A 21,117-nucleotide genomic window follows, 5' to 3' on the forward strand; every position below is an offset into this window, starting at 1 on the left:
CCCCCCGGCGGCCGTGGCCGGTGTCGCGGCCTCCCTGGGCACCGACTCCCTCACCCTGGCGGATCTGCTGCGGGTGGCCAACGCCCCCGGCTTTGACCGCTGGCAGGAACAGGTCCGGCGCACGGGTGGCTGCGCGCACCCGATCCGGCTCATGGGCCAGACCACCACCCGCGACCGCGCGACCGGCGAAGTCCTCTACTCCTACTCCACGGCGGATGAACCGGGTGGGACGTTACGGGTCGCCTGCGGCAACCGGCGCGCCTCGCGCTGCCCGGCCTGCGCATGGACGTACGCAGGGGACACCTACCACCTGATCCGCGCCGGGATCACCGGCGACCCGCTCAAGGGCGTCTCCCCGGTCGTCCGCGAGCACCCGCGCGTGTTCGCCACCCTCACCGCCCCGTCGTTCGGCCCGGTCCACAACCGGCCGGACTCCGGGCGCTGCCGCTGCGGGAGCTCCCACGCCGAGGACGATCCCGCCTTGGGTACGGCGCTCGATCCGGGCCGCTACGACTACGCGGGCGCGGTCCTCTTCAACAACCACGCGGGCGACCTGTGGCGCCGGTTCACGATCTACCTGCGCCGGGAGATCGCCGCCCGTGCCGGGCTCACCCAGGCTGCGCTCACCGAGGTGTGCCGGGTGTCGTTCGGGAAGGTGGCCGAGTTCCAGAAGCGTGGTGCGGTCCACTTCCACGCGGTGATCCGTCTCGACGGGCCGGACGGCCCGGACAGCGCCCCGCCGGCCTGGGCCAGCATCGCTCTCCTGGACGACGCGATCCGGGCCGCCGCCGCCCGCGTCTCCGTCCCCGTCCCGGCCTCCGGTGAACACCCGGCGCGTGTGCTGCGGTGGGGGACTCAGGTGGACGTGCAGGCCATCGGCGCCCTGGGCCGCGAGGAACTGACCGAACAGGCCGTGGCCTCCTACGTCGCCAAGTACGCCACCAAGGCAGCCGAGACGACTGGCACGGTGGATCACCGGATCGGAGAGCTCTCCGAGCTGGACCGGTTGCCGCTGCCCGACCACACCCGCCACCTGATCGAAGCCTGCTGGGACCTGGACGACGCCTACCCGGACCGGCTGCTGGCGCGGTGGGCTCACATGCTCGGCTTCCGCGGGCACTTCTCCACCAAGTCCCGCAGCTTCTCAACCACCTTGGGCGCCCTGCGCCAGGTGCGGGCCGACTACCGGGCCCGGCAGGAACGCCGCGAGCGCGGGCTCTCCGAGGACCTCGACGACTCGGAGGGCTCCACGCTGGTGCTTGCCCACTGGACGTACGCCGGGCAGGGACACACCCCCGGTGAGTCCTGGCTCGCCGCATCGATCGCCAAGGAGATCCGGGTCAACCGGGAGACCGCGCGGGAAGCGCTGGCCGACCTGGACGACTGGGAGGTGTGCGCATGAGCCGCCTGCCCGCCCAGTACCTGACCCCGGAAGACCTCGTGGTCCTGCTCCGCCTGCCCAGCGTCGAGACCGTCTACCAGTGGCGCCGCAAGGGCACCGGGCCGCGTGGCTTCCGCGTCGGCCGACACCTCCGCTTCGACCCCGAAGACGTGCGCGCCTGGGTCGAGTCCCTGATGGAAGGGGCCGCCTGATGGCCGGACACATCCAAGACCGCTGGTACAAGACCGAGCCCGGCCCGACCGGCAAGCCCGTCCGCATCAAGACCGACCGCCACGGCGTCGGTTTGCGCTACCGCGCCCGCTACATCGGCCCGGACGGCACCGAGAAGTCCAAGAGCTTCCCCGACAAGCAGAAGCGCAAGGCGGAACAGTGGCTCGCCAACATCGAGGCCGATATGTCGCGCGGCGACTACGTTGCCCCGGACGCTGGGAAGGTCACCTTCGAGCAATACGCCACGGAGTGGATGACGACGCAGATCACGGACCCGCTGACCCGTGAGTCCGTCGAGAGTCGGCTACGGCTGCACGCGATTCCGTACCTGGGCACGCGGCCGATGGGCTAGTTCACCCCGTCGCACCTCCGGGCTTGGCTGCGGACGTTGGAAGACCGGGGCCTGTCGGCCGGGTACCGGCGCGGGATCTTCGCTCACGTCTCGACGGTGTTCACCGCTGCTGTCGAGGACAGGGTCATCCGGGTGAACCCGTGTAGTGCCCGCTCGGTGCAAGCACCCAGGCTGGAGCCGCGCAAGGTCAGGCCGTGGCCTGCCGAACAGGTCAAGAACGTCCGGGCCGCGCTGCCGGATCGCTATCGGGCAATGGTCAACCTGGCTGCCGGGTGCGGTCTGCGACAAGGGGAGATCTTCGGCCTGGCCGTGGAGGACGTGGACTTCCTCGGCGGGGTGCTGCACGTCGTCCGGCAGGTCAAGTTACTGCGGCTGTGCCGACCGGTGTTCGCTCCGCCCAAGGGTGGCAAGGAGCGGGACGTTCCCCTGCCGGAGTCGGTGGCGTTCGCGCTGGCACGTCATCTCAAGAGCCACCCGGCCCAGCGGATCACGCTGCCCTGGAAGAACCTCGACGGGCCGCCCGTCACGGCCTCGCTGATCTTCACGGGGACCGCCGGGCTCGCGCTGGACCGGAACCGCTTCAACGATCGAGTCTGGCGGCCGGCGCTTCGGGCCTCGGGTGTGGAGCCGGGCCGGGACAACGGAATGCACGCGCTGCGGCACTTCTACGCCTCGGTGCTCCTGGACGCGGGCGAGAGCATCAAGGCTCTGAGCGAGTACCTGGGCCACCACGATCCCGGCTTCACGCTGCGGACGTACACGCATCTCATGCCGTCGAGCGGTAGCCGGACTCGGGCCGCCGTGGACCGCATGTTCGCTGACGCGGAACTGGAGGATGACGGCCCGGAGACGGCCCAGGACGGTGCTTAGGCGTCTGACCTGCGGCTTTCTCAGTAGCCGAAGTCCTGGGTCCACCAAGGGCCGCCGGGGGCCGTGTGGACGCCTACGCCGAGGGTCTTGAAGTCGCAGTTGAGGATGTTGGCCCGGTGGCCGGGGCTCTTCATCCAGGCATCCATGACGGCGGCCGCGTCGGACTGGCCGCGGGCTATGTTCTCGCCGCCGAGGCCCGTTATGCCCGCCTTGGCGGCGCGGTCCCAGGGAGTGGCACCGTCGGGGTCGGTGTGGTCGAAGAAGCCGCGCGCGGCCATGTCGCCGCTGAACGCCTCGGCGAGTCCGGTGAGTGCCGAGTTCGCCGCGACCGGAGTGCAACCCACCTTCGCCCGCTCGACGTTGACCAGCCGCAGCACCTCCGCCTCGGCGGCCGCCCGTGCCGACACGGCGACCGGCGCGGAGGTCCTGGGGGCCTTCGGCTCGGGAGCCGGGGACTTGGTCCGCGGCTTGCCCGGCTTCCGGTCCGGCTCGGGGTCGGCGGCCGGCTCGGAGGGGGCCGGCTTCGGCGCCGGGGCCCGCGAGGCGGAGGCCGGCGGGGCGGACGGGGCCGGGGACGCCGGGGTCGTGCTCTGCGGGGCGCCGGTGGCCGGGGACCCCGGGGTGCTCGGCGCGTCCGCGCTGCCCGAGGCGCCACCCTGCTCACTGGCCGCGTTGCCGGGGGCGCCCACCGCCTGCACGGTCTCGCCGGGGCCGCTGCCGGTACCACCGCCCAGCCGGTAGTTCTGCAGACCGGGCACCGCGCCGGTGGCGACGGCCGCCGTGCCGAGGGCGACGGCGGCGGAGACGCCCAGCAGGCCCGTACGCACCGGGGTGGCGGCCTTCTTGGCGCGCCGGTGGCCTCGCTGCTTCGAGCCGACCGTCGCGGCGAAGTCGGCCTCCAGGGCCCGGCGCTCGTCGTCGGTGGCGTACAGGTAGTCCGTGCTGCGGGCCGCGGTCGCCGCGTACGCCTGCGGCCGCTGGTAAGACGCGTCGCCCCTGGCTTCGTACGACTCCGGCTCCGTGATCGTGGTGCCGGATCGTCGATGGCGTCCCATGCCCTGCCCCATTCCTCGTTCTCGCGGTCGGCCGACGCCGGGTCACGGCGGATTCCCCCCGGCCGATCCCACTCACTCGTTCAGGTGAGTTTCAGATGAGAGTCATTGGACCGGGACGGTACCGCATGCCACTGGGACAGGGTGTGCCCCACGGGACACCGGGCGGTTAGGTTGCAGCCATGAGTGAGGAAGTACGGCTGGTGGCCTGGGTGCGCGGACGGGTCCAGGGAGTGGGTTTCCGCTGGTTCACGCGTGCCAGGGCGCTGGAGATCGGCGGGCTGAGTGGTTTTGCTCTCAATCTGGCCGACGGACGGGTCCAGGTGGTCGCCGAGGGTCCCCGCGACGGCTGCGAAGGGCTGCTCGACTGGCTCCAGGGCGCCGACACGCCCGGACGGGTCGACGGTGTCACCGAGATCTGGGACACACCCCGCGGCGGATACGACGGGTTCGCCATCCGGTGACCCGTCCTCGCCGGGGCCCCTCCGGACCCCCTCCGGGAGGGGCCCGCGCGGGGGTCTCCGGAGGGGAAAGAGGCTGGTGGTTGCCAAGAACGGCTCCACGTGGCAGGCTCCCGAGGTACAGCTGACCGTGACGCCCCGAGGGCCCCGTACAAGCAGCAGCGCCGCCGTCCACCGGCCGCGCGCCGCGGGTTCGCCCCCCAATACGGGGTGTGATCGTGTTGACCGTCAAACTTTTTGGTGAGACGCTGAAAGCCCCGCGCATCTTGGCTGTTTGGCATGGCGAACGGCAGTGCAACACCAGCGTGTGTCAGGCATGCCGGGTGCGAATCCCTCACGACCCAACCGCTTCGGTCGGTCACTCAGTGTGGAGGACCATCCATCATGGCAAAGGCGCTTCTCGGTTACGTCGGCGGCTCCGACCCGCGACTCCTCGCCGAGATGCGACGGCTCCAGCAGCGCGTACAGGATCTGGAATCCGAGCTGACTCGGATCCAGTCCGAGAACGACGCGCTGACGGCTGCCGCTTCTCAGGACAGGATCATGGAGAGCATCGACGCACACCAGGCGGAGCCTGCGCTCACCTGATCGCTGCATCGCTCCACGGCAGCAGCCGCTACAAGCAGACCCGGACGGCCGAGCCCGCCTGTCCGAGTCCACAGGGACGCCTCGGCGTCCCTCCGTTCATTCCCCCGCGCATCCTTTCAGGCGCTTCAACAAGTGGTGTGCCCTGCGCGCACTTGGGCGAAACCGTGGGGTTGCGAGTGTTCACGGGGTGAGATACCGCCTGCCCGGTAAAGTCCGGATGCGTGCATCTCAAGGCCCTGACCCTCCGCGGCTTCAAGTCGTTCGCCTCCGCGACCACGCTCCGCTTCGAGCCGGGCATCACGTGCGTCGTCGGCCCGAACGGCTCGGGCAAGTCCAACGTGGTGGACGCGCTGAGCTGGGTCATGGGCGAGCAGGGCGCCAAGTCGCTGCGCGGCGGCAAGATGGAGGACGTCATCTTCGCCGGCACCACCGGCCGTCCGCCGCTGGGCCGCGCCGAGGTGTCCCTCACCATCGACAACTCCGACCGTGCGCTGCCCATCGAGTACGCCGAGGTCACCATCACGCGGACCATGTTCCGCAACGGCGGCAGCGAGTACCAGATCAACGGAGACACCTGCCGTCTGCTGGACGTCCAGGAACTGCTCTCCGACTCCGGTATCGGCCGCGAGATGCACGTCATCGTCGGCCAAGGACGGCTCGACTCCGTACTGCACGCCGACCCCATGGGCCGGCGCGCCTTCATCGAGGAGGCCGCGGGCGTCCTCAAGCACCGCAAGCGCAAGGAGAAGGCGCTGCGGAAGCTGGACGCGATGAAGGCCAACCTCGCGCGCGTGCAGGACCTGACCGACGAACTCCGCCGCCAGCTCAAGCCGCTCGGCCGGCAGGCCGCCGTCGCCCGCCGCGCCGCCGTCATCCAGGCCGACCTGCGCGACGCCCGCCTCCGCCTCCTCGCGGACGACCTCGTGCGGCTCCGCCAGGCACTCGGCGCCGAGATCGCCGACGAGGCCGCGCTGAAGGAACGCAAGGACACGGCCGAACGCGAACTGCGCCAGGCCCTCCAGCGCGAGGCCCGCCTGGAGGACGAGGTACGCCGGCTCGCACCCAGGCTCCAGCGCGCCCAGCAGACCTTCCACGAGCTGTCCCAGCTGGCCGAGCGGGTACGCGGCACCGTCTCCCTCGCCGAGGCCCGCGTCCGCAGCGCCACCTCCGCGCCCCCCGAGGAGCGGCACGGCCGTGACCCCGAGGACCTGGAGCGCGAGGCCGCCCGCGTCCGCGGGCAGGAGGCCGAGCTGGAAGCCGGCCTGGAGGCGGCCCGGCACGCCCTCGACGACACCGTGGCCCACCGCGCCGAACTCGAACGCGCGCTCACCGCCGAGGAGCGGCGCCTCAAGGACGTCGCGCGGGCCCTCGCCGACCGCCGCGAGGGCCTCGCCCGGCTGTCCGGCCAGGTCGGCACCGCCCGCTCCCGCGCCGCCTCCGCCCGGGCCGAGATCGACCGTCTCGCCGCCGGCCGAGACGAGGCCCGCGACCGCGCGGTCCACGCCCAGGAGGAGTACGAGGCCCTCAAGGCCGAGGTCGACGGGCTCGACGCGGACGACGCCGACCTCGCGGAACGGCACGAGGCCGCCAGGCTCCGGCTCGCCAGGGCGGAGGCCGCGTTCGGCGCCGCCCGTGACGCCGTCACCGGCGCCGAACGCGAACGGGCCGCGCTGCAGGCCCGGCACGACGCCCTCGCGCTGGGCCTGCGCCGCAAGGACGGCACCGGCGCCCTGCTGGCCGCACGCGACCGTCTCACCGGCATTCTCGGGCCGGCCGCCGGACTCCTCACCGTCACCCCGGGTCACGAAACCGCCCTCGCCGCCGCCCTGGCCACCTCCGCCGACGCCCTCGCCGTCACGACTCCCGCCGCGGCCGCCGAGGCGATCCGCCATCTCCACAAGGAAGCGGCGGGGCGGGCGTCGCTGCTGGTGGCAGCAGGTTCGGAGCCGGAGGAAGGGCATGCTTCCGCCCCCGTCCCCGGCGGGCACCCCTTCGCCGCCGACCTCGTGCGGGGACCCGTCGAGCTGATGCCGGCCGTGCGGCGGCTGTTGCGGGCGGTCGTCGTGGTGGGAAGCCTGGAGGAGGCGGAGGCGGTGGTGTACGCGCGGCCCGAGCTGGTCGCGGTGACCGCCGAGGGGGATCTGCTCGGGGCGCACTTCGCGCACGGGGGTTCGGCCGGGGCGCCCAGTCTGCTGGAGGTGCAGGCGGCCGTGGACGAGGCGGCCGGTGAGCTGACGGAGCTCGCCGTGCGGTGCGAGGAGCTGGCGCGGGCGCAGGAGCAGGCGGCCGGGACGCGGGCCGGGGCCGCGGCGGAGGCGGAGGAGCTGGGGGAGCGGCGGCGGGCCGCCGAGCGGGAGAAGTCGAACGTCGCGCAGCGACTCGGACGGCTCGCCGGCCAGGCACGCGGGGCCGCGGGGGAGGCCGAGCGGTCGGCCGCCGCCACCGCGCGGGCCGAGGAGGCGCTCGAGCGCGCCGTCGCCGAGGCGGAGGAACTGGCCGAGCGCCTGGCCGTCGCCGAGGAGATGCCGGCGGAGGAGGAGCCCGACACCTCGGTACGCGACCGGCTCTCCGCCGACGGGGCCAACGCGCGGCAGACCGAGATGGAGGCGCGCCTCCAGGTCCGTACGCACGAGGAGCGGGTCAAGGGGCTCGCCGGGCGGGCCGACTCGCTGGACCGGGCGGCCCGCGCGGAGCGCGAGGCACGCGCCCGTGCGGAGCGGCGGCGGGCCCGACTGCGCCACGAGGCGGCGGTCGCCGGGGCGGTCGCGGAGGGTGCCGGGCAACTCCTGGCCCACATCGAGGTCTCCCTCGCCCGCTCCCGGAGCGAGCGCGAGGCCGCCGAGGCCGCGAAGACCGTACGCGAGCGGGAACTGGCCGACGCGCGCGGTACGGGACGTGAACTCAAGGCGGAACTGGACAAGTTGACGGACTCGGTGCACCGGGGCGAAGTGCTGGGCGCCGAGAAGCGGCTGCGGATCGAGCAGTTGGAGGCCAGGGCGCTGGACGAGCTCGGAGTCGAGCCGGAGGGGCTCGTCGCGGAGTACGGCCCCCTCCAGCCGGTGCCGCCCTCGCTCCCGGTGGACGGCGAGGAACTGCCGGAGGACCCCGATCACCCCCGCAACCAGCCGCGTCCCTTCCACCGGGCGGAGCAGGAGCGGCGGCTGAAGGCGGCCGAGCGGGCCCATCAGCAGCTCGGCAAGGTCAATCCGCTGGCGCTGGAGGAGTTTGCGGCGCTCGAAGAGCGGCACAAGTTCCTCAGTGAGCAACTGGAGGACCTGAAGAAGACGCGGGCGGATCTGCTGCGGGTGGTGAAGGAGGTCGATGAACGGGTCGAGCAGGTCTTCACCGAGGCCTTCCGGGACACCGCCCGCGAGTTCGAGGGCGTCTTCTCCCGGCTCTTTCCCGGCGGGGAGGGGCGGCTGGTGCTGACCGACCCGGACGACATGCTGGCCACGGGCGTGGACGTGGAGGCGCGGCCACCGGGGAAGAAGGTGAAGCGGCTGAGCCTGCTGTCCGGCGGAGAGCGGTCGCTGACGGCCGTCGCCATGCTGGTGGCGATCTTCAAGGCCCGTCCCAGCCCGTTCTACGTCATGGACGAGGTCGAGGCGGCCCTGGACGACACAAACCTCCAGCGGCTGATCGGGATCATGCGGGAGCTGCAGGAGAGCTCGCAGCTCGTCGTGATCACGCACCAGAAGCGCACCATGGAGGTGGCCGACGCGCTGTACGGCGTCTCGATGCAGGGTGACGGTGTGTCGAAGGTCATCTCGCAGCGGCTGCGCTAGCCGGCCGTTCAAGATCAAATACGCGTGCGTTTACTTCTTGAACAACATCGACGCAGGCGTATCTCATAAATCACAGCCATCCAGGTATTGACTTCGAAACTTGAAGGCATAGTCTCTGCAACGTTGCTTTTACCTTCAGGTGTAAGTGGCGCCAAGTCGTGCGCCACTGGAACCCTGGAAGGGCTCGCCCCCACCCGGCAGCGTTGCCGTGGCCCGAGGAGTTACACGTGACCAGCACAGCGCAGGCACCCCAGCCAGGAGCCGGGACGGCTCACCCCGAACATCTCGGGCACGTCATCTTCATCGCGGCCGCGGCCGCGATGGGCGGTTTCCTGTTCGGCTACGACAGCTCCGTGATCAACGGCGCCGTCGAGGCCATCCGTGACCGTTACGACGTGGGCTCGGCCGCCCTCGCCCAGGTCATCGCCATCGCGCTGATCGGTTGCGCCGTCGGCGCGGCCACCGCCGGTCGCATAGCCGACCGGATCGGCCGTATCCGCTGCATGCAGATCGCCTCCGTGCTCTTCACCATCAGCGCGGTGGGCTCCGCCCTTCCGTTCGCGCTGTGGGACCTCGCCTTCTGGCGCATCATCGGCGGTTTCGCCATCGGTATGGCCTCGGTCATCGGCCCGGCCTACATCGCCGAGGTCGCCCCGCCGGCGTACCGCGGCCGGCTCGGCTCCTTCCAGCAGGCCGCGATCGTCATCGGCATCGCGGTCTCCCAGCTCGTCAACTGGGGCCTGCTCAACGCCGCCGGCGGCGACCAGCGCGGCAAGCTGATGGGCCTCGAGGTCTGGCAGGTCATGCTGGGCGTCATGGTGATCCCGGCCGTCCTCTACGGCCTGCTCTCCTTCGCGATCCCCGAGTCCCCGCGCTTCCTGCTCTCCGTCGGCAAGCGTGAGCGCGCCCGCGAGATCCTGGCCGAGGTCGAGGGCAAGGGCGTCGACCTCGACGCGCGGGTCAACGAGATCGAGCACGCGATGAAGTCCGAGCACAAGTCGTCCTTCAAGGACCTGCTCGGCGGCAGCTTCTTCTTCAAGCCGATCGTCTGGATCGGTATCGGCCTCTCGGTCTTCCAGCAGTTCGTCGGCATCAACGTCGCGTTCTACTACTCCTCCACGCTGTGGCAGTCGGTCGGTGTCGACCCGACGGACTCCTTCCTGTACTCCTTCACGACGTCGATCATCAACATCATCGGCACCGTGATCGCCATGATCTTCGTGGACCGGATCGGGCGTAAGCCGCTGGCCCTCATCGGCTCGGTCGGCATGGTCGTCGGTCTCGCGCTGGAGGCCTGGGCGTTCTCCTACGACCTCGTCGACGGCAAGCTGCCCGCGACGCAGGGCTGGGTCGCGCTCGTCGCCGCGCACGTCTTCGTCCTCTTCTTCGCGCTCTCCTGGGGCGTCGTGGTCTGGGTCTTCCTCGGCGAGATGTTCCCGAACCGGATCCGCGCAGCCGCGCTCGGTGTCGCCGCGTCCGCGCAGTGGATCGCGAACTGGGCCATCACCGCGAGCTTCCCGTCGCTGGCCGAGTGGAACCTCTCCGGTACCTACGTGATCTACACGGTCTTCGCCGCGCTCTCCATCCCGTTCGTCCTGAAGTTCGTCAAGGAGACGAAGGGCAAGACCCTGGAGGAGATGGGCTGACCGGCCCCCCGTACCCGAGGAGAGGGGCCAAGTCCCCGCTGCCCCTCCCCTCGCACCTCCACCGCCCCCACCCCGGCCACTGCCGGGGGTGGGGGCGGTGTTGTCGTGAGGGTGGCGGTGCGGTGCGCGTCGGGTTCGTGAGGCGGCGCGGGTCGCACCGCCTCACCGGCGCTCGCGCCTGGCGCGCGGGCGGCTGCCGGGGCGGTGGGCGCGGCATCGCGTGGGAGTGCCCCGGGTGGCGCGTCCCGCTCCGGGTGGGGCGGCCCATCGGCTGGAAGCCCGGGGGCTGTACCCGGTGCGGGAATCACGCCCGTCGCTGCCCGCACCCCGGCGTCCCCGGCGCGGACAGAACGCCCTGGTGTCCGGCCTGCGGCCTCCGGGCGCCCCAGAGCCCATGGACGTCGGCTCTCGGGGGCGGCTCACAGGGCGGGCAGAGGTCCGCCTCGGTCCCCGGAGCCGGCCCCCGGGGCGGCAACGCCGAGGGGGCTCTCTCACCGCACAAGCCGAAGGCCCCCTCCGTGGAGGGGGCCTTTCGGGTGGACTCAGACGGTGGCCGGGATCCGGGCCTCGGCCGGAGCCGGGACGGGGTCCGGCGAGGGGACCGGCGGCTTCGGGAGGGCCGAGTAGAGGGCGGCGGAGATGACGATCGCCGCGATCCAGCCCAGGCCGTACTCGCCGACGGGGTTGTTGTCCGCCAGCGGGCCGGTGAACCAGTCCGACGTGGTGAAGAGGAGGCCGCAGACCAGGCCGGCGGCCCAGGAGGCGACCGCGGCGGGGGAGAAGCCCGCGCGGTACCAGTAGGCGCTGGTGGGGGTCGTGTCGGCCAGGGCGCGGGCGTCGTACTCCGCACGGCGGAGCATGTCCGCGCCGAAGACGCCGGTCCAGGCGGAGAAGGCGACCGCGAGCATGGACAGGAAGGCGATGAAGGAGCCCATGAAGCTGGACGCCACCAGCATCAGGACACCGCCCAGCGCCAGCGAGATCACCGCGTTGACGGAGACCGCCCAGTGACGCGGAATCCGGAACCCGAGGGTCTGCGCGGTGAACCCGGCCGAGTACATCGACATCGAGTTGATCAGCAGCATGCCGACCACCGCGATCAGCAGGTACGGGACGGCGATCCACAGCGGCAGGATCGTGCCGAGGAAGGACACCGGGTCGGAGGCAGAGGCCAGGTCGGGGGTGCCCACCGCCATCACCGCTCCCATGAGGACCATCGGCAGCACGACGACGCCGGCACCGCCCACGGTCTGTCCGACGACGGCCCGCGAGGAGGCCGTACGCGGCAGGTAGCGGGTGAAGTCCGGCGCGGACGGAATCCAGCTCACCCCGCCCGCGGCGATCATGCCGACCGCGGTGATCAGCGAAGCCGTCGACCCCGCGCCCTTGTGCATCACGCGCGACCAGTCGGTGTGCACGGCCAGGTAGGCCAGCACCAGCACCGAGAAGACGCCGAAGAGGTACGTCGCGTACCTGCTGCACTTCTGCACCGCGCTGATCCCCAGCCCGGAGATCACGAACGTGGCGATCACGAAGAGCAGCAGGGTGACCATGTCCAGCACGCCGTTGGCCTCGATACCCAGCGCGAGGTCCAGGATGGTGAGGAGCGCGTAGGCACCGGTCACCGCGTTGATCGTCTCCCAGCCCCAGCGCGCGACCCAGATCAGCGAGCCGGGCAGCAGGTTGCCGCGCTGGCCGAACACCGCCCGGGAGAGCGCCATCCCGGGCGCGGCACCCCGCTTGCCCGCGATCCCGACCAGCCCGACCAGTCCGTAGGACACGACGGGCGCGACGGCCGCGACCACCAGGGCCTGCCAGAAGTTCAGGTGGTAGGCCACGACCAGGCTCGCGCCCATCGTGAGCAGCAGCACGCTGATGTTGGCCCCCACCCAGGTGGGGAAGAGCCCGCGGGTGCGCGCGGTGCGTTCGTGATCGGGGACCGGCTCGATGCCGCGGGTTTCGAGCGCGCCCTCGCGCGCGGCCGTCTTGCTCATGGAGGGGGAGTGTCCTAGCGGTGGGGGACGAGGACGACGGGCTCGACGCGCGGAGCGGAGCCGGAAGTCATCGTAGTTTAGTGTGACTCCAGCGCCCCTGTGGCATTTGTCTCCCGGGGGAAATGCCGGGAGCGTGGAAGCCCTTTCGCCGGATACCCCATGGCCGATACTGGTCGGGTTATGGAAACCATCATCCTTGCTGTAGTCATCGCCGTGGTCGTGCTCGGCGCGCTCGGCGGGCTCCTCGTCACCAGCAGGCGCAGGAAGTCGCTGCCGCCGCCCCCGCCTTCCAAGACCGACCTGACCGCGCCCCCGGCCGAACCGCACGTCGGTGACGAGGCCGAGACCCCGCGCGACGAACAACGCCGGGCCATCGAGGAGGTGGACCTGCCGGGCGGCGGCGCCCCCACCACCGTCGAGGAACCCCCCGCCGCCGAGAAGGCTCCCGAGATCGAGATCCCGGAGCCCAGCGCCGGGCGTCTGATCCGGCTGCGCGCCCGCCTCTCCCGCTCCCAGAACGCCCTCGGCAAGGGGCTGCTCACGCTGCTGTCGCGCGAGCACCTGGACGAGGACACCTGGGAGGAGATCGAGGACACCCTCCTCACCGCCGACGTCGGCGTGCAGCCCACCCAGGAACTGGTCGAGCGGCTGCGCGAGCGCGTCAGGGTGCTGGGCACCCGCACCCCCGAGGAACTGCGCGGCCTGCTCCGCGAGGAGCTGCTCAAGCTCGTCGGCACCGACATGGACCGCGAGGTCAGGACCGAGCCGGAGAGCCGCAAGCCCGGCATCGTGATGGTCGTCGGCGTCAACGGCACCGGCAAGACCACCACCACCGGCAAGCTCGCCCGTGTCCTGGTCGCCGACGGCCGCAGCGTCGTCCTCGGTGCCGCCGACACCTTCCGTGCCGCCGCCGCCGACCAGCTCCAGACCTGGGGCGAGCGCGTCGGCGCCTACACCGTGCGCGGCCCGGAGGCCGGCGACCCCGCCTCCGTCGCCTTCGACGCGGTGAAGGAGGGCAAGGAGATGGGCGTCGACGTGGTGCTCATCGACACCGCCGGCCGTCTGCACACCAAGACCGGTCTCATGGACGAGCTGGGCAAGGTCAAGCGCGTCGTGGAGAAGCACGCCCCGCTCGACGAGGTGCTGCTCGTCCTCGACGCCACCACCGGCCAGAACGGCCTGGTGCAGGCCCGCGTCTTCTCCGAGGTCGTGGACATCACCGGCATCGTGCTCACCAAGCTCGACGGCACCGCCAAGGGCGGCATCGTCATCGCCGTGCAGAACGAGCTGGGCGTCCCGGTCAAGCTCATCGGCCTCGGTGAGGGCCCCGACGACCTCGCGCCGTTCGACGCGGAGGCGTTCGTCGACGCACTCCTCGGTGACTGACCCCCGTCACTCCGCCCGCGACCACGCCGAAGCGCCCGCCCCCAGCAGATCCGGGGGACGGGCGCTTCGCCGTACGGGGAGTGTGCCGGACCGGCCCCAGGGGAGCTGCCCTCAGGCCGGGGCAGCCGAGCGGTGCGCGACGTAGGCCAGCGTGCCCAGCAGCAGCCGGGCCGCCGGCGGATGCGTCGCCCCGTCCAGCACCGGCTGCCGGAGCCACCGCACCGGGCCGAGGCCGCCCCGGTCGGAGGGCGGGGCGGTGATGTACGTACCCGGCCCGAGACCGCGCAGGTCCAGCGCCTCGGGGTCGTCCCAGCCCATGCGGTACAGCAGGTGGGGCAGCTCCGCGGCGGTGCCGGGGGCGACCAGGAAGTGCGCGCGGCCCTCCGGGGTCGCGGCGACCGGCCCGAGGGGCAGGCCCATCCGCTCCAGCCGCACCAGCGCCCGGCGCGCCGCGGCCTCCGCCACCTCGATCACGTCGAACGCCCGGCCCACCGGCAGCATCACCGAGGCGCCCGGCACCTCGGCCCACGCCCGGCCGGCCTCGGCCAGCGTGGCCCCGGCCCGCAGCCGGGGCGCGAAGTCCAGCGGGTGGGCGCCCGGCTCCGGGCAGTCGGCACGCCCGCAGGAGCAGGCGCCTCCCGAGGCGCGCGCCCCCGGCACCACCTCCCAGCCCCACAGGCCGGTGAACTCGGCGGCCGTGGTGCATTCCGGCGTGCGGCCGCGCCGACGCGTGCCGGAGCGGATCTCCCGGATGCCGCCGATCGTGAAGCCCATGCCCCCTCCAACGGGTCCAGCGCGCCGGTGGTTACGAAAAGGAGCGAGAGGGATGCGGAACGTGACTCCTCGACCCCCGCTTTCCCTCACCCCTACCGGGACAAGGCGGCGCATCGCGGCACGAACAGTGGTGAACGAGGCTTCACGCGCCCCCACGCGCTTCCTTCCGCCCACCGTCGGTCGTCCGGTGTCAAGTGAAGCGCGCGACGGTCATCGTGAGTTCATTCGAAGGGGTGGCGAATGGTGGCGTTTCAAGGACTGCCGTGGCTGGAAGGGTGATCGTGGGATTACTGTGAGTGTGCGAGTCCCGGGGGCACATGCACTCATGGGTATGCCGGAGGCAAGTCGACAGCTCGTTCGAGGGGTGAGAACCGCCGGACGGGCGGCCCGGTCCACCGGCATTCTGATAGGGCTTGGCGCATCCGGCGGCAGGTGGATTTCAGGGAATGGGGGCGTTCCAGTGGGCGGCAACGGCGGTGGCGGGACGAACGCTGACAAGCGCCCCAACGACCTGCTCGGCTCGTGGTTCGTGCGCAGCGGCTGGTCCAAGGGGGAGCTGGCCCGCCAGGTGAACCGCCGGGCCCGGCAGCTCGGTGCCAACCACATCTCCACCGACACCTCGCGCGTGCGCCGCTGGCTGGACGGGGAGAACCCGCGTGAACCGATCCCGCGCATCCTCTCCGAGCTGTTCTCCGAGCGGTTCGGCTGTGTCGTCTCCGTCGAGGATCTCGGCCTGCGCGTCGCCCGCCAGTCACCCTCCGCGTCCGGCGTCGCCCTGCCCTGGACCGGCCCGCAGACCGTCGCCCTGCTGAGCGAGTTCTCCCGCAGCGACCTGATGCTCGCCCGGCGCGGCTTCCTCGGTACCTCCCTCGGCCTCTCGGCGGGCCCCGCCCTCATCGAGCCCATGCAGCGCTGGCTCGTCCCCACCCCCTCCTCGCCCGCCCCGCCCGAGCCCGACCCGCTGCACGAACCCCGCAGGCCCGGCCGGCTCTCCCGCCCCGAGCTGGAGCTGCTGGAGTCCACCACCAAGATGTTCCGCCAGTGGGACGCCCAGTGCGGCGGCGGCCTGCGCCGCAAGGCGGTCGTCGGGCAACTGCACGAGGTCACCGACCTCCTCCAGGAACCCCAGCCCGAGACCACCACGCGCAAGCTCTTCAAGGTCGCCGCCGAACTCGCCGAACTCGCCGGCTGGATGTCGTACGACGTGGGACTCCAGCCCACCGCGCAGAAGTACTTCGTGCTCGCCCTGCACGCGGCCAAGGAGGCCGGGGACAAACCGCTCGGCTCCTACGTGCTCTCCAGCATGAGCCGCCAGATGATCCACCTCGGCCGTCCCGAGGACGCCCTCGAACTCATCCACCTCGCCCAGTACGGCAGCCGTGACTGCGCCAGTCCGCGCACCCAGTCCATGCTGTATGCGATGGAGGCCCGCGCCTACGCCAACATGGGTCAGCCCGGCAAGTGCAAGCGCGCGGTCCGCATGGCCGAGGACACCTTCGCCGACGCCGACGACTGGGACGACCCGGACCCCGACTGGATCAGGTTCTTCTCCGAGGCCGAACTGCACGGCGAGAACTCGCACTCCTTCCGCGACCTCGCCTATGTCGCCGGCCGCAGCCCCACCTACGCCTCGCTCGCCCAGCCTCTGATGGAGAACGCCGTCGACCTGTTCGCCAAGGACGGCGAACACCAGCGCTCCTACGCGCTCAACCTGATCGGCATGGCCACGGTGCACCTCCTCCAGCGCGAACCCGAGCAGGGCAGCGACTACGCCTCCCGTGCCATGGAGACCGCCCGCAAGGTCCGCTCGGAGCGGGTCAACACCCGCATCCGCAAGACCGTCGGCGCGGCCGTGCGGGACTTCGGGGACCTCTCCGTCGTCGTCGACCTCACCGAACAGCTCGCCGTCGACCTCCCGGAGAGCGCCGACGCCGGCTGAGACACACCCGCACCACCCCATGCCCCGGCCGCGGCCGGTCCTCCCGAACTGCCCGACTCGGCTCCCCCATGCCAGGTCATCGAGAGGCCGGACGCGGCCGGTTCACGTATGCCCCACCCGCCTGTCGGTGCGCCGGTCCCGGCGCCGGTTGCGTCACGATAACGACCGGTGTGCACGGCAGCGGGCAGTTCATGGAGGCGTAACACGCCAGGTGCCTTCGTCACCCCCGCGAAACAGCCGGGGGCCCCGGTCGAAACCGCGCTGCGTCAGTCTCTGGCGCATAACCGGCCCACCCCTCACTTGACCGGACCGCTCAGGCACCGCCCGCACGGGGCCGTACAACCGATGAGGAGACGCCGATGGCAGCAGCCATCACGCTTGCCGCGGAGGCACCCAGACTGTCCTCCGCGAACACAGGCTTCATGCTGATCTGTTCCGCCCTGGTGCTGCTCATGACACCGGGCTTGGCCTTCTTCTACGGAGGCATGGTCCGCGTCAAGAGCACCCTCAACATGCTGATGATGAGCTTCATCAGCATCGGCATCGTCACCCTCCTCTGGGTGCTCTACGGCTTCTCCCTGGCCTTCGGCTCCGGCTCCGCCTTCATCGGCTGGGACGCCGACTGGCTCGGACTGGGCGACATCGGGCTGACGGAACTCTGGCCGGGCTACACCATCCCGGTCTTCGTCTTCATGGTCTTCCAGATGATGTTCGCCGTCATCACCCCCGCCCTGATCAGCGGAGCGCTCGCCGACCGGGTCAAGTTCTCGGCCTGGGCCCTGTTCGTCGCCCTGTGGGCCACGGTCGTCTACATCCCGGTCGCCCACTGGGTCTGGGCCTCCGACGGCTGGGCCTTCAAGCTCGGCGTGATCGACTTCGCGGGCGGCACCGCCGTCCACATCAACGCCGGTGCCGCCGCCCTCGGCGTCATCCTGGTCATCGGCAAGCGTGTCGGCTTCAAGAAGGACCCGATGCGCCCGCACAGCCTGCCGCTGGTCATGCTGGGCGCCGGCCTGCTGTGGTTCGGCTGGTTCGGCTTCAACGCCGGCTCCTGGCTGGGCAACGACGACGGCGTGGGCGCCCTGATGTTCGTCAACACCCAGGTCGCCACCGCCGCCGCCATGCTGGCCTGGCTCGCCTACGAGAAGTTCCGCCACGGCGCCTGCACCACCCTCGGAGCGGCCTCCGGCGCCGTCGCCGGCCTCGTCGCCATCACCCCGTCCGGCGGCGCCGTCTCACCGCTCGGCGCGATCGCCGTCGGCGCCATCGCCGGAGTCGCCTGCGCCGCCGCCGTCGGCCTGAAGTTCAGGTTCGGCTACGACGACTCCCTCGACGTCGTCGGCGTCCACATGGTCGGCGGCATCATCGGCTCCCTGCTCATCGGCTTCTTCGCCACCGGCAAGGGCCAGTCCGACGCGGCCGGCGTGTTCTACGGCGACCACTCCTTCGACCAGCTCTGGAAGCAGTGCGCCGGCGTCTTCGCCGTCCTCGCCTACTCCCTGCTGGCCTCCGCCGTCCTCGCCCTCCTCCTCGACAAGACCCTCGGCATGCGGGTCCCCGAGGACGAGGAGGTCTCCGGCATCGACCAGTCCCAGCACGCGGAGACCGCGTACGACTTCAGCGGCACCGGCGGCGGAGTCGTCGGCGGCGCCACGGCCCAGGCGCTCGCCGCCGCGAAGATCAGGAAGGTGGACGTATGAAGCTCATCACGGCGGTCGTCAAGCCGCACCGGCTCGACGAGATCAAGGAGGCCCTCCAGGCGCTCGGCGTCCACGGGCTCACCGTCACCGAGGCCAGCGGCTACGGCCGCCAGCGCGGGCACACCGAGGTCTACCGTGGTGCCGAGTACACCGTCGACCTCGTCCCCAAGATCCGCATCGAGGTGCTCGCCGAGGACGAGGACGCCGAGCAGGTGATCGACGTCGTCGTCAAGGCCGCCCGCACCGGCAAGATCGGGGACGGCAAGGTCTGGTCCCAGCCGGTGGAGACCGCCGTCCGCGTCCGCACCGGCGAGCGCGGCCCGGACGCGCTCTGAGCACGAGTAGAGACAGGAGTCGCTGGGTGACGCGCACGGACGACCGCAACGAGACCGACGACACCGGACCCAGCGGCTACGCGGCGGCCCGGCTGCACCTCCTCAACGAGGGGGTGCGGCCCGGGCCGCCGCGCCGTACCGCCCTCGCCGGGCTCACCGACGACTGGCTGAACGGCCTCTTCACCGCCGCCGCCCCCGCGGCCGAGGGCATCTCGCTCGTCGCCGTCGGCGGCTACGGACGGGGCGAACTCTCCCCCCGCAGCGACCTCGACCTGCTGCTCCTGCACGACGGTGGCGACCCCGCCGCCGTCGCCGCCCTCGCCGACCGGCTGTGGTACCCCGTCTGGGACCTCGGCATCAGCCTCGACCACTCCGTGCGCACCCCCGCCGAAGCCCGCAAGACCGCCGGTGAGGACCTCAAGGTCCAGCTCGGCCTGCTCGACGCCCGCCACCTCGCGGGCGACCCCGGCCTCTCCGCCGGACTGCGCACCGCGATCCTCGCCGACTGGCGCAACCAGGCCCCCAGGCGCCTGCCCGAACTCCAGGAGCTCTGCGCCGAACGCGCCGAGCGCCACGGCGAACTCCGCTTCCTCCTCGAACCCGACCTCAAGGAGGCCCGCGGCGGACTCCGCGACGCCACCGCGCTACGGTCCGTCGCCGCCTCCTGGCTCGCCGACGCGCCCCGCGAGGGCCTCGCCGACGCCCGCCGCCGCCTCCTCGACGCCCGCGACGCCCTCCACCTGGTCACCGGCCGGGCCACCGACCGCCTCGCCCTCCAGGAACAGGACCAGGTCGCCGCCGAGCTCGGCCTCCTCGACGCCGACACCCTGCTCCGCCAGGTCTACGAGGCCGCCCGCGTCATCTCCTACGCCGGTGACGTCACCTGGCGCGAGGTCAGCCGCGTCCTGCGCGCGCGCGCCGTACGCCCCCGGCTACGCCAACTGGCAAGGGAGCGAAGCGACTTCCTCAGAAGGGCGGTGGCGGGCGAGGGGAGGGCGCCCGGCGGCGGCAGGACCGCCGCCGAGCGCTCGCCCCTCGCCGAAGGCGTCGTCGAGCAGGACGGCGAGGCCGTCCTCGCCCGCACCGCACGCCCCGAACGCGACCCCGTACTGCCCCTGCGCGCCGCGGCCGCCGCCGCGCAGGCCGCCCTCCCGCTCTCCCCGCACGCCGTGCGGCGTATGGCCGCCACCGCGCGCCCGCTGCCCGCCCCCTGGCCCGCCGAGGCGCGCGAGCAGCTCATCACCCTGCTCGGTTCCGGGCGCCCCACCGTCGACGTATGGGAAGCCCTGGAGGCCGAGGGCCTGATCACCCGGCTGCTCCCGGACTGGGAACGCGTCCGCTGCCGGCCCCAGCGCAACGCCGTCCACCTCTGGACCGTCGACCGGCACCTCATCGAGACCGCCGTCCGCGCCTCCGCCCTCACCCGCCGCGTCGGCCGCCCCGACCTGCTCCTCGTCGCGGCCCTGCTGCACGACATCGGCAAGGGCTGGCCCGGCGACCACTCCGTGGCCGGCGAGGTCATCGCCAGGGACGTCGCCACCCGGCTCGGCTTCGACCGCGCCGACGTCGCCGTCCTCTCCACCCTCGTCCGGCACCACCTGCTGCTCGTCGAGACCGCCACCCGCCGCGACCTCGACGACCCGGCCACCGTCCGCGCCGTCGCCGACGCCGTCGGCAGCGAGAGCACCCTGGAACTGCTGCACGCCCTCACCGAGGCCGACGCCCTCGCCACCGGCCCCGCCGCCTGGTCCACCTGGCGCGGATCCCTCGTCACCGACCTCGTCCGCCGCGTCGGCGCGGTACTGGCCGGCGAGCACCCCGGCACCGAACCCGAACCCGCCGCACCCACCGCCGAACAGGAACGCCTCGCCGTCGAGGCCCACCGCACCGGCGGACCCGTCCTCGCCCTGCGCGCCCAGGCCGAACCCGCCCCGCCGGAGGACTCCGCCGAGACGGGCGAGCCGCTCGGCGTCGAACTGGTCATCGCCGTCCCCGACCAGCCCGGCGTCCTGCCCGCCCTCGCCGGTGTCCTCGCCCTGCACCGGCTCACCGTGCGCACAGGCGGGCTGCGCACGGTGCGGCTGCCCGATGCCGTCGACGCCTCCGACGACGGCACCGTGCTGCTGCTCGACTGGCGGGTGGCCGCCGAGTACGGTTCGCTCCCGCAGGCCGGCCGGCTCCGCGCCGACCTCGTCCGCGCCCTCGACGGCTCCCTGGACATCACCGCGCGCCTCGCCGAACGCGACGCCGCCTACCCCCGTCGCCGCGGCCTTGCCGCCCCGCCCCCGCGCGTCACCGTCGCCCCGGCCGCCTCCCGCCACGCCACGGTCATCGAGGTCCGTGCCCAGGACGCCCCCGGACTCCTCTTCCGGATCGGCACGGCCCTGGAGAAGGGGGCCATAAGGGTCCGCAGCATGCACGTCAGCACGCTGGGCGCCAACGCGGTGGACGCCTTCTACGTCACCAGCGGCACCGGTGCCCCCCTGCCTCCCGAGGACGCGGCCGCGACGGCCCGCGCTCTGGAGGAGGCCCTGCGCGCCTGAGACGGTTGCCGGAACTCCCCGCCCGGCCGAGTGCGGCGGGCGGGGACGAATCGCTTGCGCGGCCGGATACCCTGGAGGGC

The 21,117-nt window shown here is 72.2% G+C and carries 14 protein-coding genes and 1 pseudogene; 12 read left to right on the forward strand and 3 right to left on the reverse strand.

Going from position 1 to position 21,117, the window contains the following annotated elements:
* Positions 1-13: 13 nt before the first annotated feature.
* The 3 genes and pseudogenes from repSA (at position 14) to ACWCV3_RS12115 (ending at position 2,834) form a co-directional block, all read left to right on the forward strand.
* The gene (gene repSA / locus ACWCV3_RS12105; protein ID WP_451222387.1) at positions 14-1,402 is read left to right on the forward strand and encodes a replication initiator protein RepSA; all 1,389 of its coding nucleotides are present in this window, start codon (positions 14-16) and stop codon (positions 1,400-1,402) included.
* Positions 1,399-1,593, forward strand: coding sequence for a helix-turn-helix transcriptional regulator (locus ACWCV3_RS12110; RefSeq protein WP_350753578.1), 195 nt, complete (start codon positions 1,399-1,401; stop codon positions 1,591-1,593). The genes repSA and ACWCV3_RS12110 overlap by 4 nt, the downstream gene beginning before the upstream one ends.
* Positions 1,593-2,834, forward strand: a pseudogene (locus ACWCV3_RS12115) (tyrosine-type recombinase/integrase). Before ACWCV3_RS12110 ends, ACWCV3_RS12115 begins: the two are co-directional and overlap by 1 nt.
* A gap of 20 nt (positions 2,835-2,854) precedes the next feature.
* Here ACWCV3_RS12115 and ACWCV3_RS12120 read toward each other — a convergent pair.
* On the reverse strand, positions 2,855-3,889 hold the full coding sequence (locus ACWCV3_RS12120; RefSeq protein WP_451222138.1) for a CAP domain-containing protein: 1,035 nt from the start codon (positions 3,887-3,889) through the stop codon (positions 2,855-2,857).
* A 179-nt stretch (positions 3,890-4,068) separates the two neighbouring features.
* On the opposite strand from ACWCV3_RS12120, the gene ACWCV3_RS12125 reads away from it, so the two are divergent.
* From ACWCV3_RS12125 to ACWCV3_RS12140, 4 genes are all read left to right on the forward strand, one after another.
* Entirely contained in the window at positions 4,069-4,350 is a 282-nt protein-coding gene (locus ACWCV3_RS12125) for an acylphosphatase (RefSeq protein ID WP_381096670.1), read from the forward strand.
* Positions 4,351-4,731: 381 nt separating this feature from the next.
* Positions 4,732-4,935, forward strand: a complete 204-nt coding sequence (locus ACWCV3_RS12130) for a hypothetical protein (RefSeq protein ID WP_030808525.1) — start codon at positions 4,732-4,734, stop codon at positions 4,933-4,935.
* Positions 4,936-5,156: 221 nt separating this feature from the next.
* On the forward strand, positions 5,157-8,720 hold the full coding sequence (gene smc, locus ACWCV3_RS12135; protein WP_451222141.1) for a chromosome segregation protein SMC: 3,564 nt from the start codon (positions 5,157-5,159) through the stop codon (positions 8,718-8,720).
* A 227-nt stretch (positions 8,721-8,947) separates the two neighbouring features.
* Positions 8,948-10,366, forward strand: a complete 1,419-nt coding sequence (locus tag ACWCV3_RS12140) for a sugar porter family MFS transporter (protein ID WP_451222143.1) — start codon at positions 8,948-8,950, stop codon at positions 10,364-10,366.
* Positions 10,367-10,908: 542 nt separating this feature from the next.
* On the opposite strand, the gene ACWCV3_RS12145 is transcribed toward ACWCV3_RS12140, so the two are convergent.
* Positions 10,909-12,360 carry a cytosine permease gene (locus ACWCV3_RS12145; protein WP_451222145.1) on the reverse strand — a complete coding sequence of 484 codons (1,452 nt, stop codon included), beginning with the start codon at positions 12,358-12,360 and terminating at the stop codon, positions 10,909-10,911.
* Between the two features lie 180 nt (positions 12,361-12,540).
* Between ACWCV3_RS12145 and ftsY the strand changes: the two genes are divergently transcribed.
* Complete coding sequence (ftsY, locus tag ACWCV3_RS12150; protein WP_451222147.1) at positions 12,541-13,746, forward strand: signal recognition particle-docking protein FtsY; 1,206 nt, start codon at positions 12,541-12,543, stop codon at positions 13,744-13,746.
* Positions 13,747-13,857: 111 nt separating this feature from the next.
* Here the strand turns inward: ftsY and ACWCV3_RS12155 are convergent, their stop codons facing one another.
* Complete coding sequence (locus ACWCV3_RS12155) at positions 13,858-14,520, reverse strand: bifunctional DNA primase/polymerase (RefSeq protein ID WP_451222149.1); 663 nt, start codon at positions 14,518-14,520, stop codon at positions 13,858-13,860.
* Between the two features lie 460 nt (positions 14,521-14,980).
* Here ACWCV3_RS12155 and nsdA point away from each other — a divergent pair, with 460 nt between their 5' ends.
* The 4 genes from nsdA (at position 14,981) to ACWCV3_RS12175 (ending at position 21,037) form a co-directional block, all read left to right on the forward strand.
* The gene (nsdA, locus tag ACWCV3_RS12160; RefSeq protein WP_451222151.1) at positions 14,981-16,459 is read left to right on the forward strand and encodes a transcriptional repressor NsdA; all 1,479 of its coding nucleotides are present in this window, start codon (positions 14,981-14,983) and stop codon (positions 16,457-16,459) included.
* 359 nt (positions 16,460-16,818) lie between these two features.
* Positions 16,819-18,159: an ammonium transporter gene (locus ACWCV3_RS12165; RefSeq protein WP_451222153.1), complete on the forward strand. Its 1,341-nt coding sequence runs from the start codon at positions 16,819-16,821 to the stop codon at positions 18,157-18,159.
* Entirely contained in the window at positions 18,156-18,494 is a 339-nt protein-coding gene (locus ACWCV3_RS12170) for a P-II family nitrogen regulator (RefSeq protein ID WP_451222155.1), read from the forward strand. The genes ACWCV3_RS12165 and ACWCV3_RS12170 overlap by 4 nt, the downstream gene beginning before the upstream one ends.
* 26 nt (positions 18,495-18,520) lie before the next feature.
* Positions 18,521-21,037: a [protein-PII] uridylyltransferase gene (locus ACWCV3_RS12175; protein WP_451222157.1), complete on the forward strand. Its 2,517-nt coding sequence runs from the start codon at positions 18,521-18,523 to the stop codon at positions 21,035-21,037.
* Positions 21,038-21,117: the final 80 nt, after the last annotated feature.

The organism is Streptomyces sp. NPDC001781 (assembly GCF_053596035.1).